Genomic DNA, 16,141 nt, shown 5'->3' with positions numbered 1-16,141 from the left:
GGTGTTGTCGGTGTTGTCGGTGTTGTCGGTGTTGTCGGTGTGTGCCGGGTGCGCTCGGCTGGTCCGTCAGTCGAGGACTCCCGGGGCCAGGCCCTCGTCGTCGACCCAGTCCTCGCCGTCGTCGAAGAGGTCGCGCTCGGCGCCCTCCCGCTCGTCGCGACGCCGGCCACCACGACCGCCGGCACCGGCCGCCGCTCCTCCACGGCCACCGCGCCCGCCCCGGCCTCCGGCGGCACCGGCCGCTCCGACACCGCGACCACCGCCGGGTGCACCGGCGCGACCGCCCCGGGCCACCGCACTGCCAGGCACACCAGCTCCCGAGCGGCCGAGCGATCCGGCACCGGCGGCGCGGCTCGTCGTACCGATGGCCTGGGGCGACAGACCGCCGCCGGGACCGCGCGAGCCCAGCAGGCCGCGCACGCCGTTGACGAGGCCCGGGGCGCCGAAGACGCCGGCGGCCGCGACGCCGCCGAGCACGGACGGGCCGGGCCCGCCCGGACCGCCCGGGCCCGGCTCCCAGCCGTCCGGGTCGGGGTTCGGGTCGGGGTTCGGATCGGGGTCGGGGTCGGGATCGGGGTCGGGGTCGGGATCCGGATCGGGGTCCGGGTCAGGGTCGGGATCGTTGTCCGGGTCGTCGTCGTCGAGATCCGGGTCGTCGTCACGCGGCGGGTCGTCGTAGATGCCCCAGGGATAGGTGCCGTCGCCGCGACCGCCCGGGCCCGGAGGGCGACCGGTGGTGCCCGGCCCCGGGTCGTCGCCGGTGGGCCAGTCCCTCGGCTGCTCGACGTCGCCGTGGATGGTCGAGAACACCGCCGACGCCTCGGTGTAGCGCTCGATGATCCGCTGCACCTTCTGCTGGGCGTCGGTGTCGGCGTCGTTGTAGGCGGTGACGCGCGTGTTGTAGAGGTTGACCCGGCTGATGTGGCGCTTGAGCTCGTAGATGTCGTCGACGTCGTCACCCGTCGACGGGGGGATCTCGGGCCGCTCGCCGGGCGAGTCGGGCGCGTCGTCCGCGACGTTCTGGGCGGCCTTCATGGCCTTCCACACCTCGGTCAGCGCCTCCGCGGCCTCGGTGAGCTGTCCCTCGCGCCGACGGATCCGGGTGGCGGCGGTGGTGAAGGCCAGCTCCGCCTCGATCCCGACCTCGGTGTTGTGCCCGAACCCGTCGCGGATCCTGGGTCCGGCCAGCTCGAGGGCGGTCGCGACGAGGTCGAGGCCCTCGCCGCACGCGGCCCAGGAGTTCTGCGAGGTGAGCACGTCGTCGCGGTTCATGCCGACGACCCGGCTGAGCAGGTCCTGCAGGTTCTGCCCGGCCATCAGGCACCGTCCTGGTCGGTGGTCGGCTCTTCGGTCGGCTGGTCGGTGCTGTGCTCCACCTGGGCGTTGACGTGGGCGCGCTGCCCGAGGTCGAGATCCTCGGTGGAGGCGAGGACGGTGCGGAGGTCGAGGTCGGCCTGGTCGTCGGCCTCGCGGATCAGGCCTCGGGCGTGGATGACCGCGTCCTGGAAGGCGCTGAGGTCGGTGATCATGGCGTTGAGGGTGTCCACGATGACCCCGTGCGCCTTGGTGTGGTCGACCGAGAGCTGGACGGCCTCGTTGCCGCTGCCGAAGGAGCCCTTGGCGATGTGCGCCTTGTTGGCGAAGTCGAGGGCCTCGATCGCGGTGGCCTGGGTCTGGAGCACGTCGAGGACGCCTCCGATCTCATCCTCCACGACGTCGAGGCCGTTGAGGCCGCTGCCTGCAGCGCCCACCGCGGCGCCGAGGGCGACGGGGTCAACGAGCTTGGTGCCGAACATTGCTCATCCTTCGCGTCCCGAGAACTGGTCAGCGCTCGGCTACCCCGGCTGCGCGGCCCCCAAACAGCCGCAAGCCCCCGACTACCGGCGTTGATAGCCTCGCCGCGTCGGTTCCTCCTCTGCGAAAGGGTGCCTGTCGATGCGTTCTCGGGTGGTCGGTCTCGCCTTGCCCCTTGCCCTCTCCGTGCCGCTCGCGGCCGGTCTCGCCGGATGCGGCGGCGACGAGCCGGAGGAGCCCTCGGCGACTGTGTCGTCCACCGTGTCGCCCTCGGCGTCGACCACGCCCGACGACCGCGACTCCCCTGGTGAGTCGAGCCCGCCCACGCCCTCGGTCGCTCCAGCGACCGGCCAGCTGGTCGAGCTGCAGTCGCTGAGCTTCCACCTGACCGAGGGCGAGTGGATCGGCTCGCGGGTCGGCATCAGCGTCGCCGTCTCCCAGGAGCTCGACGACCTGGTGGACCTCTTCAACGTCTCGGCCGGGGACATCGCGACCACCACCACCGACTTCGAGGAGGTCAAGGAGGTCGCCGCCAACGGCAACAAGCAGACCGACCCCTTCCTCGAGATCGCCGACGACCGGGTCATCGGCGGTGTCGACGTGTGGGTCTTCACCGGCAAGGACGGCGACCACACCGTCTACGAGATCGGCGGCGTCCACGGCGGGCACACCTTCACGCTGACCTTCGACTGGCCCACGGCGTGGGCCGAGGGCGAGCAGCGGGTCGAGGAGATGCTGGCCTCGATCGAGTGGAGCCAGGGCTGAGCGTCACCGCTGCGGGGTGACGACGGCCGACCCCTCGGCCACGACGGTCGGCCGCTCCGGCGCGCCGGGCAGGTCGAGGGGCAGGTCGAGCGGCGCCTCGAGCCGGACGAGGATGCGGTCGTCGACGACCCGCACGACGGCGCGCAGGCCGGGATGGCGGTCCGCGGCGCCGACGTCGCGCAGGTAGGCCCGGACCGCCCGCTCCGCCTCACGGCGACTGATCTCCAGGTCGTCGGCGGCCAGCCCACCGTCGTACGCGTCGGAGCCCTGGGCGCCCAGGTCGGCGCCCTGGAGGGCCGCGCCGTCGGCGAGGGCGTCGAGCCGCTGGCGGGCGAGGAAGGCGGCGCTCGCGTCGACGACGACGCCGACGAGCAGCAGCACGATCGCCGCGAAAGCGACGATCAGCGGGAGGGAGCTGCCGCGGTCGCTCGCCATGCGCGGGCCGGTCATCGGACCTCCTGATAGCGGCCGATCGGGACCGCGTGCACGCTGCTGAGCTGGAAGGTCGGGGCCCCGGCCCCGAGGACGTCGGGCAGCAGCGGCAGGGTCACGGCCGACTCGACTCGCACGGTGATGACCGACGTGCCGTTGTGGCAGTCGCGAGGGTACGGCGAGCAGGTGATCCGCACCCGCACGGGCACGTCGTGCAGCCCTTGATCGGCGAGTGCCTGCCGCGCGACCGCGGCAGCGCGCTCGCGGCCGGCGACGTCGTTGGGGGCGAGCGCATAAGCCCGGGCGGCGGCCCGTGCGGCGCCGCTGACACCGAAGGAGCCACGCTGCACCTCGAAGGCCGCCAGCACGATCCAGAGCAGCGGCAGCAGCAGGATCAGGCTCAGCCACACCATCTCGACGAGCCCGCTTCCCCGCTGGCTGCGCGCCCTCATCGCGGCGCCTCCTCGACCGCGCGGCCGCTCACGACGACCTCGACGGCGGGGCCGCCGAGCCCCAGGGCCGGCACCTCGGCGCGCACCGTGATCTCCACGCCGGGCGTGCCGCGGACGAGCACCCGCCGGACCGTGACGTCGCGGGCGTAGCTGCCCGACAGCGCGTCCTCGATCTGCTCGCGGGTCAGGGCCACGCCGTCGCCGGGCCCGCGGTCGGCGGTCGCCGCCAGCCGGGCACCCTCGGACGCGGCGGCCGCGAGCGTCGTACGGACGTGGAGGACGAGCGCGACCTGGATCAGGCCGAGCACCAACGGCAGCAGGAGGACCGCGACCAGCGTGAAGTCGACCAGCGCGGAGCCGCGCTGGTCGCGTCGTCGCCCGCGATCCGGGCTCACTTCACCGAGTTCAGGGCCGACCGCAGGATCTGCGAGAGCTGGGGCTCGGCGATCCCCCACAGCACCGCACCGATCGACACCGTCATCACGGTGATGAGGACCCACCCCGGCACGTCGCCCCGTTGGTCGCGACTCCGCCAACGTCGTCGGACACTGCTGCGCAGTCGGCGGCTCAGTCGGTGGGTGCGGGCGATGGTGGAGTGGTGCACGGTGGGTCCTTCCCGAGTGGACGTGGTCTGGCGCGTGGGCTGGCGGGCACATGGACGTTGCTGGCGACGGGTCGCCGGAGGCTCGCACCGTGGCCGGTGAGGCGCGTAAGTCATTCCTAGCGTTGGCCCAACGTGACCTCGGTCTGACGACCGACGGCCGACGCGAGGAGCGGGCGCGAGCCAGCATCGCGAGCGCTGAGCCGCGAGTCATTGAGTCCACCCCGGACGCAACCGAAGAGGCCAACATCGATCAGACCGGCGACGGACAGAAGTAGCGCCTACAGCGGGCCGTCCTTCTCTCGACGCAACCTGATCAGAATGTTGAAACCCGCGAGTAACAAGCGCGCTGACCGATACGTTGCTCCCCGTCTGTATCACACTCCCAAAGGGGGACCCCCACATGAAGTTCACCTCTCGCAAGGTCAGCAAGGCCATCCTGTTCGCCGTTCCGGCGATCGTCTTCATCGCCTGCGCGTCCGACACCGGCGACGACGAGTCGACCTCCGGCAAGAACGACGACTCGGTTCAGTCCGGCGAGAAGCAGGCCGACGCGCCCAAGGACGCCAAGGGTGGTGTCGTCGGTAACTGGGACATCCTGAACAAGCCGACCTTCGCCAAGGAGTTCGACTCCTTCAAGTCGTTCAAGCTGAACGTTCGCAACAACAGCGATGACAACGACACCCCCTTCTTCGAGGTGCGCCTCACCAACAAGCCTGGTGACCTGGTCGCGACGTTCGACTGCTCTGGCGACGAGATCGAGCCCGGCCAGAAGGCCAGCGTCAACTGCTTCTCGTTCGACGACTTCACCAAGGACTGGACCGACTACGAGATCAAGAACGCGTTCTGATCTAGGTCTTCGGAAGACCCCGGCGTAGCCCGCCGGGGTCTTTCCCATTTCGCGACCTACAGCGGGCGCGGTCCAACCTCATCGGGACGCAGCCAGACGCACTCAAGCCGTTTCAGGGCGTCGCCAGGCCTCCGGCGGCCCCGGCTAGCGGGGCGGCTCACTAGGACGTGCTGGAGGGCGTCCTTGAGGATGGCTCGTTGCTCGACCACGTCGTCGCCGGCCATGGCCCACAGTTCACTGAAGTAGTGGTCACTTGGGTTCCAGACCTCGACCATCCGCCCCGGCTCCTGGCGCTTCTCGTCACGGAGGTCGAACAGGTTGTCCTGCTCGTCACGCAAGCGCTGTCGCTCATGGCGATCGCTGGCCTCCCGGATCAATTCGTCCAGTTCGCCGAGGCGGTGCTCAATGTCGGCGAGGGCAGCAGCTCCGTTCTCCTGGCGCTCCTCGACCTTCGACCACCGGGGCCAGTCGCCCTTCATCTCGAGGAAGTGCTCAACGAGTTCAGCCTCAAAATTGCTGATGGTTTGGAAGCACTGTCGGCACTGGTAGGACGGACGACCTTGAGAGGTTCCTCGCGTCATCTTCACGAGCTCGTCATGCTCCCGGCAGAACATGAAGCCTGAGAGCAGGCCGCTGGTCCGGGTCTTGGCAGAGCGCGGGCGGCTCTGCGGCGAATCGCGGCTGTCCAACTTCTCGACCATCGCGCGCCACTCGGACAGGGGCATGATCGCCGCTGCCTCGTTGATGTACGGCAGACCGTTCTCCCCGAGCAGGAGCGCCTTGCCACGTTCCTTGGTCTTGTTCCCGGGGTTGTAGACGACCGCCCCAGCCAGGATTGGGTTTCGGAGCAACGACTCGACGGTGATGTAGCGCCAGCCGGTGCCCGTCCGGTTCCGCTGGCCAGAGGTCGGCAGCGGCGCTCCGGCCTCGTCCAGCCATCGCTTGATCGAGTAGAGGGTGTCGCCCCGCTGGCAGCGCTCGACCATCCCCTTCACCCACTCGATCCGGTTCGGGTCCTGCCGAAGCACCTTGCCCGGACCGTCGGGGTTGTCCACGTTCCGCCAGCCATAGGCGACCGCTCCCCCCGGTTGCCGTCGCTCGGCCATCAACTTGCGACGGGCAGCGGAGACGCGTTCCGAGATCTTCTCGGCCTCGCGCTGGGCTTGCGCAGCCCAGATCGTTGCCATGACCTGGCCGTCGCTCGTGGTCATGTCGATATCGCCCTCGACTGTGGCGATCGACTTGCCGTGCTCCTTGAGCCAGCCGTGGACCAGCCAGAGGTCGTGCATCGAACGGAGGACGCGGTCCAACTTCCAGGCGACTACAACGTCCCATCCATCGCTCGCCATGAGCGCACGCCAGCCCTTCCGGTCCTCGGGCTTCTTCTCACTGGCGCTGACGCCGTCGTCGGTGAACACCTCAACGACAGTCCACCCGCGACGCTCGGCGTAGGCGCGGGCCTCCTCCTCCTGGAAGTTCAGCGATACCGACTCATCGGTCGATGCGACGCTGCGCCGGAGGTAGAGGGCAGCGCGAAGTGGCTTTGTGTTTCCCATACCCTCCTAGGCTAGCGTAATTAGCGTAAGACCCGTATAGTTGTGTGCCGCCACTGACGAGGACGTTCAGCCCGGCCCGCACCGACGCGTCGAGGAACTCCGCCGCTGCCGCCGTCAGCGTCCCGAGCCCGACGAGGTCCTCCAGACGCGAGGCCCGCACCACGAATTTCCTGATGTTGACCGCGGAGAAGCCCCTCGAGATGCCCTGCAGCACCACGTGCAAGCGGTGACCGGCCGGCAGCATCGCATCGACGAACGGCCGACTCATGTCGATGCGCCGCCCCGTCGACTTCAGCATCCGCTCCACGAGCTCGTTGACCTGCGCCTCGGTCAGCACCACGTTGGTCAGCTCGTGCCGACCGTGCCGGGCGATGAACACTCGGTCAGGACTGTTGATCCACACTTCCTCGACCGTCGGGTCGTCGAGGAAGGCCTGCAGCGGGCCGAAGCCGGCGACCCGCGCGACGAGCTCGGCGACCAGCGCCTCCGGGTCCGCGATCGGGGCGACCCGGCCGGTCAGGCTGTGCTCGTCGTGCGCGCGAACCAGTGCACCAGCCAGGCGTCGTACGGCGATGACCTCGCGCTGCGGGTCCAGCCCCTCGCGGCGTACGACGCTGCGCAACTCCTCGTCGAGGCGCGCGACCACCTCGTCCGACGCGGGCATGCCCACTGTCGGCGGCAGGTGGGGTGGCTGCAGCAGCGCCATGCGACTCTCCCGAGATCGAGACCGGTGGCTGCCAGCAACCTAGGGCACCGGCCGCACCGGCGGAAGAGGCATCCAGCGAAGGCTGTGGACAACGCCCACGCCTCCCTCACGACTACACGGCCGGGTCGACGGCGATGGAGAACGTGTCGGGACCGAAGGGGAAGACGAGCTGACCCGCCTCGGGCGGGATCTCGTAGAGACCCCACCCCTGGGTGAAGTTGCCGGGCGCGACGGTGTCGGTCAGCTCCTCGCTGAACTGCCCGGAACCGTAGGTGCCGTAGGCGGCGACCACCCAGCCCGTGTCGGCGATCTGCTGGCCGTCAGCGGTCAGGAAGTTCGGGTAGACGTTGGTCCCGTAGACCGCCTCGCCGGACAGATGGGTGATCGTCATCTCGACGGCGACGAGGATCCGTCCCTCGGTGGGCTCGTCGCCACCCTCCTTGGGCTCCGGGTAGGACACCCGGTGCAGGACCACCTCGACCGAGTCGCCCTCGTCGTCGGGGCCGAGAACGACAGTGTCGCCGGGATCCGACAGGACCGCGTCGGCGGAACCGTCCTGCGCGGGTGGGGTGGTCTCCTCCTCGGTCTCGGCCCCCACCGTGACGGTTTCGGTCACGGTGACGGTGGCGGTCACGTCGGCCGCGGAATCCGAGCCGTCGTCACCGCATGCTCCGGCCACGGCGGCCACCGCCGCGAGGGACAGGGCGAGGGCGGGGCGCGACCATCTCGTCATCGCGCCAGCGTAGTGATCGCGGCTAGTTGAGGACGACGATCGCGGCGTTGAGGGCGGTGGCGAACCCGACCCACGCGACGTAGGGCACGAACAGGTACGCCGCGACGGGTGAGCGGCGGTGGAAGACGACGATCGTGGCGATCACCGCCGCGAGCAGCGCGACGATGTCGACCAGGGCGAGGACGTAGCGGTCGGCGGCGAAGAAGAGCGGCGTCCAGGCGAGGTTCAGCGCGAGCTGGATGCCCCACAGGGCGAGGCCGGTGCGGCCGACGTCGGCGCGCCAGGCCAGCCAGCCGGCGACCGCGATCATCACGTAGAGCACCGTCCACACCGGGCCGAAGACCCACGACGGTGGGGCGAAGGGCGGCAGTTCGAGCGCCCGGTAGGTCTCGGAGGACGAGCTGGCGGCGAGGCCGCCGAGGACGGCGACCGCTGCGACGGCGGCAGCGAAGGGAGCCAGGGAGAGCCAGCCGGACGGGTGTCGGGGGACGATCGCGGTGGTCATCCTTCGAGTCTGCCTCGCGGCCCACGCGAACCGAAGCGGGCCGGAAACCTCCTAGGCTGGCGAGGTGAGCGCACCCGACGAATCGCCACGGTCGGCACTCGAGCGGTGGATCGACTCCGGCGGGCACTGGAGCGTCGTCGGCGAGCGGGGCGAGCAGGTCACCGTCGCGCTCCTCACCTGCGACGGGGGCGAGGAGATGGACCGCGTCGTGCTCGATCGCGTGGACCTGCCGTGAGGCCAGAGACAACCCCCTAACCTTGGCCGGGTGTCCGGGTCCCCCACGAGCAGCGCGGTGTCGCTGAGCCTGCTCGGCCCGATCGAGGTCCTCGACCCCGACGCGCGGCCCGTCGACATCGGCTCACCCCGCCACCGCGAGACCCTCGCCGCGCTCGCGGTCGACGCCGGCCGCGTCGTGTCGACCGACACCCTCCTCGACCGGGTGTGGGGCGAGAGTGGACGCGGCGGCACCCTCGCGAACCTCCAGGCCGTCATCTCCCGGCTGCGCGCGCGGCTGCGCGAGGCCGGCGTCCCGGCCGAGATCGTCACCGCCACCCCCGGCTATCGCCTCGAGGTCGCCGACGGCGCCCTCGACAGTCGCGTGCTGGCTCAGGGCATCGACCGGGCCCGCGACTCCCTCGCCGACGGCGACGTCGCCCGGGCCCAGCACCACCTCGACCAGGCCCTCGCCGCCTGGCGCGGCGAGCCGCTGGCCGACGTACCCCAGCCGTTCGCACGCGCCGAGGCGCTGCGCCTCGAGGGGCTCCGGCTGACCGGCGAGGAGCTGGCCGCCGAGCTCGACCTGCGCCTCGGTCGCGCCGCCGAGGCCGTGGGCCGGCTGCAGGCGCTCGCCGTCCAGCACCCGCTGCGCGAGTCCGTGCGCGGCCAGCTGATGCGGGCGCTCTATCTCGCCGGGCGGCAGGCCGACGCCCTCGCCGAGTACGACGCCCTGCGGGCCCAGCTCGTCGAGGAGCTCGGCGTGGACCCGGCACCGGCGGTCCAGCAGCTGCACCGGCAGATCCTCGCGCAGGACCCCGTCCTGCGACCGGCCGCGGAGAGCACACCGGAGACCACGCCGGCAGCCGCCCCTCCGCGCCCCGCTCCGGACGAGCGCCGCTCCACCATCCCCTCGACCGACCTGCTCGGCGAGCTGGTCGGGCGCGACCGCGACATCGACTACCTCGCCGAGCTGCTGCGCTCCCCTGCCTCCCGACTCGTCACCGTCACCGGCGTCGGCGGCTGCGGCAAGACCCGGTTGTCCCTCGCCGTCGCGGCCGCCGTCGAGGCCCGCTTCGCCGACGGCGCGACCCTGGTGCCGCTCGCGCCCCTGCGCGACCCGTCCGCCGTGATCCCCGCCATCGCCCGCGCGGTCGGGGTGGCCGAGGGCGGCGACCCGTTCGCCGCCCTGCTCGAGCTCCTCCGCGACCGCGACCAGCTCCTCCTGCTCGACAACGCCGAGCACCTCGTCGACGCCTGGCCCGAGGTCGCGACCCTCGCCGCCGCCTGCCCCGGCCTGCGGATCCTCGTCACCAGCCGGATCCCGTTGCGGGTCCGCGGGGAGGTGCTCTTCCCCCTCACCCCGCTCGACGCGACCGCCGCCGCCCGGCTTTTCGTCACCCGCGCCGCCGCGGTGACGCCCGGCACCGACCTCTCGCCCGAGGACCCGGACGTGGCCCACCTGTGCCACCGGCTCGGCGGCATCCCGCTGGCGATCGAGCTCGCGGCCGCCCGGGTCCGGCTGTTGAGCCCGGCAGCGATCCTCGCCCGGCTCGACGAGGTGATGGCCGCCGAGGGCGCTCGTGACCTCCCGCCCCGCCAGCGCACCATGCGCGCGGCCATCGACTGGAGCGTCGAGCTGCTCTCCCCCCTCGAGCGCGCCGCGTTCCCCCGGCTCGCCGTGTTCGTCGGCGGGTTCGCCATCGACGCCGCCGACGCCGTGCTGGCAGGTCTCCCCGAGCTCGAAGGCGGCGGTGGGGCGCTCGGCGTGATCGACTCGCTCGTCGAGCAGTCGCTCGTCGTCGCCGACCCGCACGGCCCCCACGGCCCCCGCTTCCGGCTGCTCGAGCCGGTCGCGCAATACGCCCTCACCCAGCTCTCACCCGAGGACGAGCAGGCGGCGCGCGACGCCCACCTGACCCACTACGGTGCCCGCGCCGCCCACTACGAGCCCTCCCTGCGCGGCGAGGGCACCGTCGAGACGCTGTCGGTGATCGAGCTCGAGCACGCCAACCTGGTCGCGGCCATCGAGTGGTCGCTGACCTCCGGTCAGGCCGACCGCGGCGGCTGGCTGGGCTGGCACCTGTGGCTCTTCTGGTGGGTGCGCGGCGCCCTGCGCGAGGGTCGCCGGCTCATGCAGGCGGTCCACGACGCGGCCACCGACGACCTCGTCCGCGTCCGCTCCGGCGCCGTCGCCGCCGCCATGTCCTTCGCCCAGGGCGACCTCGACCACGCGCGTGAGCACTGGCAGCTGACCTCCGACCTCGCCCGGTCCATCGGCGACGCCCAGGGCCTGCCCTACGCCTACGGCGGGCTCGGGCTGGTCGCGCTCGCCGAGGACGACCTCGACACCGCCGCCCGCGTCAACGCCGAGACGATCGAGCTGTGCGAGGTCGCCGGGCTCGGCGGTGAGTGGCTGTGGACCCTCTCCCACGTCTGGCTCGGCACCGTCGAGCTGCTGCGCGGCAACAGCGAGGAGGCGGCGACCCTCGTCGACCTCGCCCTCGAGGCCGGCCGCCGCCGCCGCGACCCGCTCGCGGTCTACATCGCCCTCTTCACCGCCATCCAGGTCTCCGTCACCCGCGGCGACTTCCCCGGCGCCCGTGCCCAGGTCGCCGAGGGCGTCCGGCTCAGCCACGACACCGGCGACCACGCCAACCTCGCCTACCTGCTCGAGGCGCTCGCCGTCATCGAGTCCCTCGACGGCGCCGGCGACCTCGCGCGCGTCGGCGTGCTGCGCGGCGCGGCCGCCCACCTGCGGTCGGGCGTCGGCGGCAACGTCTATGGCTACTACCGGCCCGACGAGGCGCTGATCGACCAAGCGGAGACCGTCGCGCGGGCGGCCCGCGGGGCGTCGTACGACGACGACCTGGCGGCCGGCCGCGCCCTCACCCTGGCGCAGATGATCGAGATCGCGGTGCCGCCCACCGGCTGACGCAAGCCGTCCGCAAGCGATCCGCAAGCGCCCGCCGACAGGCTCGGCGCATGACCACCACCTCCCCCTGGCTGCCCGAGACCTGGGCGCACCCGACCCACGTCGCGTTCGACGAGGGCCACCACCTGCGCCCGATGGGACCGGACGACGTCGACCTCGACCTGCCGGCCGTGCACAGCTCGCGCGACCGGCTCTGGACGATCTACGGCCCGGCCTGGGGCTGGCCGCCGGTCCAGCTGACCCGCGAGGCCGACATCGACGACCTCGCCCACCATGCCGCCGAGATCGAGGCCCACGAGTCCTTCCTCTACGGCCTCTTCGACACCGACGAGACCGTCCTGCTGGGCTGCCTCTACGTCGACCCGCCCGCCAAGGTCGGCGCCGACGCCGACATCTCGTGGTGGGTCATCGAGGACCTCGTCGGCTCCGAGATGGAGGCACGGCTCGACGCGTTCGCGCCACGCTGGATCGCCGAGGCCTGGCCCCTCACCCGACCGCGGTACGTCGGACGCGACCTCACCTGGGCCCAGTGGCTCGCTCTCCCCGACCTGGTCGAGGAGACCGCATGACCGCGCGCCGGTGGGGGCGCGTGGCCGGCGGGCTCCTCGCCGCGGCCGTCGGGGTCGTCCCGCTCCACGTCGCGGCGCCGGCCCACGCCGGCCAGGTCGGGCTGACGATCGGCATCACCGGCTCCGGCTACGTGGCCGTCGTCGAGGGCTCGATCGAGGACGGCGGGGCGACCACCTGCGACAAGCGGGCCAACCGCGACCACCGCGTCACCCTCACCTGCTCCCGGATCCGCAACGAGGAGCCCTTCGAGGCGTGGGTGTGGCTGCGCCCGAGCACGGCGTTCTCCCCCGCCGGGTGGCAGTTCGTCCGTTGGGAGGGTTGTGACCAGACCCGCGACAGCGGCGGTGTGAAGGAGTGCGGCGTCGGCTCGCCGGCCTTCGGCAGCGTCGACCGCACCCCGGTCGCGATCTTCCGCGACACCCAGGCCCCCGTGGTCGCCCACCTGAACGCCCAGCAGAGCCCGGACGGCAGCTTCTTCTTCAGCTGGTCGACCCAGGGCGACGTCCTCACCGAGTGCCGCGTCGTGGGCGAGCCCTACGAGCCGTGCACCTCGCCGACCCAGCAGGTCCTGTCGGAGGGCACCCACGAGTTCCAGGTGCGCGCGCAGGACGAGTCGGGCAACCTCAGCAACGCTCCCATCGCGGAGGTCGTCGCCGTCAACACGCTGATGTGGACGCGGCCCGCGCTGCTCACCCGCGAGCGGACGGCGTCGTTCTCGTGGACGTCGGACAGCGCGACGTCCTACGAGTGCTCGCTGGACGGGATCGCCGTCGGCTGCACGACCGAGGGCGTCGTCCGCCTCGACGACCTCGGCGAGGGCACGCACACCTTCATCGTCCGCGGCCGCGCGGGCGGCTGGGCCGACCCGACGCCCTCGCGCCACACCTGGCAGGTCGACAGCACCGCCCCCGAGACGGGGCTGACCTCCGGTCCGGACGACGGCACGGTGCTGACCGCCGCGGCGACGAGCTTCCAGGTGACGGGAAGCGAGCCCGGCCCGCTGGTCTGCACCCTCGACGGCGCGGCGCTGCCGTGCACGGCGGGCCCGCTGGCCCTCACCGGCCTGAAGCCCGGCACCCACGCCCTGCAGGCGCAGGCCTTCGACTTGGCCGGCAACGCCGACGCCACCCCCGCGACCCGGCACTGGACCGTGCCCCTCACGGCGCGCTCCCTGGCCCGCTCCTCCGGCTGGTCGCTGCGCAACCAGACCAGCGCCTACGGCGGTCAGGCGCTGACCACCACGCGCCGCAACGCCATGCTCTCGCTCAACGTCCGCAACGCCCGCCGCCTGCACCTCGTCGCCGGCGGCGGCACCAACCACGGGTCGATCCGGGTCTACGTCGGCAACCGGCTCCTGCGGACCGTGTCGCTGCGCACCACCCGGACCGTCAGCAAGCGGGTCGTCGCGCTCGGCTCCTTCGCCACACCCGTCAACGGCAAGGTCCGCCTCGTCGTGGCCAGCACCGGTCGCCCGGTGCGCATCGAGGGCCTCGCCGTCGCGACCCGCTGACCGCCCGGAACCCCCAGAACCCCCTCCAGGAAAGGAAAACCATGCGTCTCCCCAGGATCGCCGCACTCTCCGCGGCGCTGCTCACCGCCGGTCTCCTCGGCGTCACCCCGACGCTCGCCGGCAGTGCCTCCGCCGCCACCGGCGAGTGGCAGGACGGCGTCACGACGTCGGACACGATCATCAACTGCTGGACCAACCAGCCCACCGTCGGCGTCAGCGCCAACACCGGCTGGCGCTCGCCGACCGGCGAGGTGCCCAAGGTCGGCGAGAAGTTCTTCCTCCGCGGCTACATCGGGCTCGTCGGCCTGCCCTGCAGCGAGCGGGTGCTGACCGTCCCGGAGATCCTCCCGCCCGCGGGGCTCAGCTATCCCGAGGAGCCGGTGCTGTGGGGCATCAACACCCTCGGCGAGCCCGGCACGCTCAGCGACGGCGCACTCGACATCTCCCACGGCGCCAACGGCGGCATCGCCCTGGCCCTGCCGGGTGACGAGCCGTTCGTCCTCGCCCGCGGCGAGGTCCTGGAGTTCCAGTTCCCCGTCATCGCGACCCGCGAGTTCAAGGGCACCGCCACCCCGGCCCCGACCTGCCAGTCCCGGGTCAACGGCACCGCGCCCTGTCCGGTCGCCCAGTCCGGCGACCACCTGCAGGTCGCCTTCACCGTCGGCGGCCACGGCGGCAACAAGCAGTACGTGACGCCCTACGTCCCACTGTTCGCCGCCAAGGCGGGCACCGGCGGCGGTGGGGACACCACCGCGCCGCGCACCACCATCACCGGTGGGCCGGCCAACGGCGCCGTCGTCACCTCGACCTCCGCCGCGTTCACCCTCGGCTCCTCCGAGACCGGCTCGACCCTGGCCTGCACGCTGGACGGCCGTGCCCGCACCTGCGCCCCCGGCCAGCACCGGGTCACCGGGCTGGGCGCCGGCACGCACGTCCTGCAGGCCCGGGCCACGGACCGCGCCGGCAACACCGACGCCACCGGCGCAGCCCGGCACTGGACCGTCCCGGTGCCCGCCCGATCGCTGCGCCGCTCGGCCGGCTGGACGCTCCCGGCCTCGCGGGCGTCGTACGACGGACGCGTGCTCGCGACCTCCCGGCGCGGGGCGAGCGCCACCGTCGCCGCCCGCAACGCCCGGCGAGTCGTCCTGGTCGCCAACGGCGGTGCGACGCACGGCACCGTGCGCGTCTATGCCGGCCGGACCCTGCTGAAGACCGTGTCGCTGCGCACGGCGCGCACGACCACGAAGCGACTGATCCCGATCACGACCTTCGGCACGGCCTTCACCGGCACGATCAAGGTCGTCGTCGTCACCAACGGCCGGCCCGTCCGGCTGGAGGGCATCGCGCTCCCCACGCGATGACCCGTCATGGGGGTCGGGCAGACTCGACCCCCATGACAGCCCGCGTGATCGTCCTTGCCGGCCCCTCCGGGGCCGGCAAGTCGCGTCTCGCCGAGCGCCTCCAGGAGGCCCGCGGCTGGCCGACCCTTCGCCTGGACGACTTCTACTGTGACGCCGACGCCGAGGGCCTCCCCCTGATCCGCGGCGGCGCCAACGCGGGACTGATCGACTGGGACGACCCGGGCACGTGGCGCCACGACGACGCCGTCGCCGCCCTGCAGGTGCTCTGCGCCACCGGCCGCACCGAGCTCCCCATCTATTCGATCTCCGAGAGCCGCCGCACCGGCACCCAGCGCATCGACCTGGGGGGCGCGACCCGCTTCTGCGCCGAGGGCATCTTCGCCGCCGAGGTCGTCGAGGAGTGCCGCGAGGCCGGGATCCTCGCCGCGGCCTACTGCATCACCCAGCACCCGCTCATCACCTTCGGGCGGCGCCTCCAGCGCGACCTGCGCGAGCACCGCAAGCCACCGTTGGTGCTGCTGCGGCGAGGGATCGCGCTTGCCCGCGCCCAGCGCGCCGTCGTACGGCGGACCACGGCCGTCGGCTGCCGCACCGCGACCGGCGACCGCGCCTTCGCCGAGCTGACGGGGGGCGACGATGCGCTGGCCGAGTGACCTCGACCCGGCCCGCCTCCGCCAGCCGGATCCCACCAGCTGCGGGGCGGCATCCGTGCTCGCGGCCCGCGCGATCCTCACGCCCTGGCGCCCCGAGTCGCCCGAGCAGATTCGCGACGAGCACCGGCTGCTGACCTCCTCGCGCAGCCCTCGCGACCGCTTCCAGGTCCCGTGGCCGCGCCGGCTCGGCACGCCGCCGTGGGCCGTCGCCAACGCGATGCGGGTGCTGACCGGCCGACAGATCGCGACCGTGCACGTGCGGCCGCGGCCGGCGATCGGCTGGGAGGTGGTGCGCGAGCAGGTGCGCATCCGCCCTGTCGCGCTCTACATCGGATCGCGCTGGCTGCCCCGCCACGTCGTGCTCGCCGTCGACCGGCTGCCCGATGCGATCTCGGTCTTCGACCCCGCCTCCGGCCGGTTGCTGCGCATCACCGAGGAGCAGTTCACCCACCACCGGATCGACGTCGCCGGCTGGTCGCACGCCTGGTTCGTGGTCTGACCGCGG

General features: G+C 72.4%; 19 protein-coding genes. 9 read left to right on the top strand and 10 right to left on the bottom strand.

Annotated elements, in window-relative coordinates; genetic code table 11:
• Positions 1-66: 66 nt before the first annotated feature.
• Positions 67-1,317 (bottom strand): hypothetical protein, encoded by a 1,251-nt coding sequence (locus E9934_RS19730; protein ID WP_158295057.1) that lies wholly within the window; start codon positions 1,315-1,317, stop codon positions 67-69.
• Entirely contained in the window at positions 1,317-1,796 is a 480-nt protein-coding gene (locus E9934_RS17895; protein ID WP_136564267.1) for a hypothetical protein, read from the bottom strand. Before E9934_RS17895 ends, E9934_RS19730 begins: the two co-directional genes overlap by 1 nt.
• Before the next feature lie 139 nt (positions 1,797-1,935).
• Here E9934_RS17895 and E9934_RS17890 point away from each other — a divergent pair, with 139 nt between their 5' ends.
• Entirely contained in the window at positions 1,936-2,559 is a 624-nt protein-coding gene (locus E9934_RS17890) for a hypothetical protein (RefSeq protein ID WP_136564266.1), read from the top strand.
• Between the two features lie 3 nt (positions 2,560-2,562).
• Here E9934_RS17890 and E9934_RS17885 read toward each other — a convergent pair whose 3' ends face one another.
• The 4 genes from E9934_RS17885 to E9934_RS17870 are packed head-to-tail and all read right to left on the bottom strand — an operon-like array spanning position 2,563 to position 4,047.
• Positions 2,563-3,009, bottom strand: coding sequence for a pilus assembly protein TadG-related protein (locus E9934_RS17885; protein ID WP_136564265.1), 447 nt, complete (start codon positions 3,007-3,009; stop codon positions 2,563-2,565).
• The gene (locus E9934_RS17880) at positions 3,006-3,443 is read right to left on the bottom strand and encodes a hypothetical protein (protein ID WP_136564264.1); all 438 of its coding nucleotides are present in this window, start codon (positions 3,441-3,443) and stop codon (positions 3,006-3,008) included. Before E9934_RS17880 ends, E9934_RS17885 begins: the two co-directional genes overlap by 4 nt.
• The gene (locus E9934_RS17875; RefSeq protein ID WP_136564263.1) at positions 3,440-3,838 is read right to left on the bottom strand and encodes a TadE/TadG family type IV pilus assembly protein; all 399 of its coding nucleotides are present in this window, start codon (positions 3,836-3,838) and stop codon (positions 3,440-3,442) included. Before E9934_RS17875 ends, E9934_RS17880 begins: the two co-directional genes overlap by 4 nt.
• On the bottom strand, positions 3,835-4,047 hold the full coding sequence (locus E9934_RS17870; protein ID WP_202977377.1) for a hypothetical protein: 213 nt from the start codon (positions 4,045-4,047) through the stop codon (positions 3,835-3,837). Before E9934_RS17870 ends, E9934_RS17875 begins: the two co-directional genes overlap by 4 nt.
• 400 nt (positions 4,048-4,447) lie before the next feature.
• Here E9934_RS17870 and E9934_RS17865 point away from each other — a divergent pair, with 400 nt between their 5' ends.
• Positions 4,448-4,894 carry a hypothetical protein gene (locus E9934_RS17865; protein ID WP_136564262.1) on the top strand — a complete coding sequence of 149 codons (447 nt, stop codon included), beginning with the start codon at positions 4,448-4,450 and terminating at the stop codon, positions 4,892-4,894.
• 56 nt (positions 4,895-4,950) lie between these two features.
• Here E9934_RS17865 and E9934_RS17860 read toward each other — a convergent pair whose 3' ends face one another.
• The 4 genes from E9934_RS17860 to E9934_RS17845 all read right to left on the bottom strand — a co-directional run bounded on the left by E9934_RS17860 (position 4,951) and on the right by E9934_RS17845 (position 8,394).
• Complete coding sequence (locus tag E9934_RS17860; protein ID WP_136564261.1) at positions 4,951-6,450, bottom strand: recombinase family protein; 1,500 nt, start codon at positions 6,448-6,450, stop codon at positions 4,951-4,953.
• Positions 6,386-7,156 (bottom strand): ATPase, T2SS/T4P/T4SS family, encoded by a 771-nt coding sequence (locus E9934_RS17855; RefSeq protein WP_136564260.1) that lies wholly within the window; start codon positions 7,154-7,156, stop codon positions 6,386-6,388. The genes E9934_RS17860 and E9934_RS17855 overlap by 65 nt, the downstream gene beginning before the upstream one ends.
• Positions 7,157-7,268: 112 nt before the next feature.
• Positions 7,269-7,889 carry a hypothetical protein gene (locus E9934_RS17850; protein ID WP_136564259.1) on the bottom strand — a complete coding sequence of 207 codons (621 nt, stop codon included), beginning with the start codon at positions 7,887-7,889 and terminating at the stop codon, positions 7,269-7,271.
• A 22-nt stretch (positions 7,890-7,911) separates the two neighbouring features.
• Positions 7,912-8,394, bottom strand: coding sequence for a TspO/MBR family protein (locus tag E9934_RS17845; RefSeq protein ID WP_136564258.1), 483 nt, complete (start codon positions 8,392-8,394; stop codon positions 7,912-7,914).
• A 64-nt stretch (positions 8,395-8,458) separates the two neighbouring features.
• Here E9934_RS17845 and E9934_RS19850 point away from each other — a divergent pair, with 64 nt between their 5' ends.
• From E9934_RS19850 to E9934_RS17815, 7 genes are read left to right on the top strand one after another with little or no spacing between them, the layout of a single operon-like run.
• Positions 8,459-8,629: a hypothetical protein gene (locus tag E9934_RS19850; protein WP_162851568.1), complete on the top strand. Its 171-nt coding sequence runs from the start codon at positions 8,459-8,461 to the stop codon at positions 8,627-8,629.
• 30 nt (positions 8,630-8,659) lie between these two features.
• On the top strand, positions 8,660-11,542 hold the full coding sequence (locus tag E9934_RS17840) for an AfsR/SARP family transcriptional regulator (RefSeq protein ID WP_136564257.1): 2,883 nt from the start codon (positions 8,660-8,662) through the stop codon (positions 11,540-11,542).
• Between the two features lie 50 nt (positions 11,543-11,592).
• On the top strand, positions 11,593-12,111 hold the full coding sequence (locus E9934_RS17835; protein WP_202977375.1) for a hypothetical protein: 519 nt from the start codon (positions 11,593-11,595) through the stop codon (positions 12,109-12,111).
• Positions 12,108-13,622, top strand: a complete 1,515-nt coding sequence (locus tag E9934_RS17830; protein WP_136564256.1) for a hypothetical protein — start codon at positions 12,108-12,110, stop codon at positions 13,620-13,622. The genes E9934_RS17835 and E9934_RS17830 overlap by 4 nt, the downstream gene beginning before the upstream one ends.
• 41 nt (positions 13,623-13,663) lie before the next feature.
• Positions 13,664-14,983, top strand: coding sequence for a hypothetical protein (locus tag E9934_RS17825; protein WP_136564255.1), 1,320 nt, complete (start codon positions 13,664-13,666; stop codon positions 14,981-14,983).
• Positions 14,984-15,015: 32 nt separating this feature from the next.
• The gene (locus E9934_RS17820) at positions 15,016-15,636 is read left to right on the top strand and encodes an ATP-binding protein (protein WP_193556925.1); all 621 of its coding nucleotides are present in this window, start codon (positions 15,016-15,018) and stop codon (positions 15,634-15,636) included.
• Positions 15,620-16,135, top strand: a complete 516-nt coding sequence (locus tag E9934_RS17815; RefSeq protein WP_136564254.1) for a hypothetical protein — start codon at positions 15,620-15,622, stop codon at positions 16,133-16,135. Before E9934_RS17820 ends, E9934_RS17815 begins: the two co-directional genes overlap by 17 nt.
• Positions 16,136-16,141 lie beyond the last annotated feature (6 nt).

The organism is Nocardioides caeni (assembly GCF_004912195.1).
Lineage (GTDB): Bacteria > Actinomycetota > Actinomycetes > Propionibacteriales > Nocardioidaceae > Nocardioides > Nocardioides caeni.
Note: the sequence above shows the minus strand (reverse complement) of the source record. Positions and strands in the feature narration are given on the sequence as shown.